Source organism: Mycobacterium sp. 1165178.9, assembly GCF_001673555.1.
In the GTDB taxonomy this organism is placed as follows: domain Bacteria; phylum Actinomycetota; class Actinomycetes; order Mycobacteriales; family Mycobacteriaceae; genus Mycobacterium.
Genome location: NZ_LZMB01000357.1, coordinates 1 through 1,878 on the forward strand (window position 1 = coordinate 1; position 1,878 = coordinate 1,878).

Genomic DNA, 1,878 nt, shown 5'->3' on the forward strand with positions numbered 1-1,878 from the left:
CACCGCCAACACGGCCTGATACCTCTGCTCGGCCACGCTCAACTCCCTCATCTAGGGAGTGTCAAGGATCAACCGAAACAGTAACGTCAACCATCAACCGACTCTGAACAGCCCCACAAGCCTCAAGCGCGGGCGGCGTCGCTGCATAACACGCCCTTTTATGGCGGGCCGATCGCCCGTTAGAACCTCCAGTTAACTCTTGTCTCGCACACAACCTGGGTTTCCAGATACCACCGCGGACCGGTGGTGATCCGCTAACATCCCCGACAACTGACCGGTCGCCACCCAGCGATAAGGCAGCCCACAGCGAAACTCCACCTTTGCTATGAGGAGGAAACGGCTTTGTTCGGGCTAATCCGCACCTACCTCGGAACCCGGAAGCGGCTATGTCCGCGGCCCAGCTAGTCAAGGCACCTCATACCCCCATCGCCGTCATCGGCATGGCGTGCCGGCTGCCCGGCGGCATCACCTCACCAGACCAGTTGTGGGAGGCGCTGCTGCGCGGCGACGACCTGGTGACCGAAGTTCCGCCGGAGCGGTGGGACGCCGACGAGTACTACGACCCCCAGCCCGGTGTGCCGGGCCGGTCAGTGTGTAAGTGGGGGGCGTTCCTCGATGACGTCGCGGGCTTCGATGCCGACTTCTTCGGCATCACCGAGAAAGAAGCGACCGCGATGGATCCGCAGCATCGCCTGCTGCTGGAAACCTCATGGGAGGCCATGGAGCACGGCGGGCTCACCCCGCATGCTCTGGCCGACTCGCGCACCGGAGTGTTCATGGGGTTGATGCATGACGACTACCAATTCGTCCATGCCGAGGCCGACGCGTTGGAGGGGCCCTACGGATACATGGGCAACAGCTTCGCCATGGGCTCCGGGCGGATCGCCCACACGCTGGGACTGCGTGGTCCGGCGATGACGGTGGATACCGCGTGTTCGTCCGGCCTGGCGGCGGTCCATGTGGCCTGCCGCAGCCTGCATGACGGCGAGAGCGACATCGCCCTGGCTGGCGGCGCGTCGGTGTCGCTCGAACCCCGAAAGTCCTGTTCGGGTTCCGCCATCGGAATGCTGTCGCCGACCGGACGCTGCCATGCGTTCGACGTCGCCGCCGACGGGTTCGTGGCAGGCGAAGGAAGCGTCGTCCTGATGCTCAAGCGATTACCGGACGCGCTTTGTGCCGGCGACCGGATCCTGGCCGTGCTCCGGGGTACGGCCGCCAACCAGGACGGCCACACCGTGAACATCGTGACGCCGTCGAGGACGGCACAGGTCGAGGCTTACCGGTCGGCGTTGGCCGTGGCCGGTGTGGACGCCCGTACCATCGGCATGGTCGAGGCGCACGGGCCCGGCACCCCCGTGGGTGATCCCATCGAATACGCAAGTCTGGCAGAGGTTTACGGTCTCGACGGGCCATGCGCGCTGGCATCGGTGAAGACCAATTTCGGGCACACCCAATCGGCTGCGGGCGCTCTGGGGCTGATGAAGGCCGTCCTCGCACTGCAGCACGGTGTGGTTCCGCGCAATCTGCATTTCACGCGACTACCTGACGACATGGCCGTGATCGAGACGAACCTCTTTGTGCCACAAGAGACTACGCACTGGCCCAGCAACGGTCACCACGGGCCCCGGCGGGCGGCGGTGTCTTCGTACGGGTTCTCGGGAACCAATGTGCACGCGATCGTGGAACAAGCACCCGAGGCGGCCGCACCAACCCCTCCCGGCGTCGACGGCCCGCTGCTGTTCGCACTGTCGGCCACGTCGGCCAGCGGACTGCGGCACACCGCGGAGCGTCTCGCCCGGTGGGCCGACGCGCACGCGTTGGACCTTGCACCAACGGATCTGGCGTACACCCTCGCTCCGCGGCGTGCGCACCGGCCGG

The 1,878-nt window shown here is 65.9% G+C and carries 1 protein-coding gene; it reads left to right on the forward strand.

From position 1 onward, the window contains the following. Positions 1-386: 386 nt before the first annotated feature. Positions 387-1,878: type I polyketide synthase (locus tag A5652_RS15495; RefSeq protein ID WP_197513970.1), on the forward strand; the 1,492-nt coding region annotated here is incomplete at its 3' end.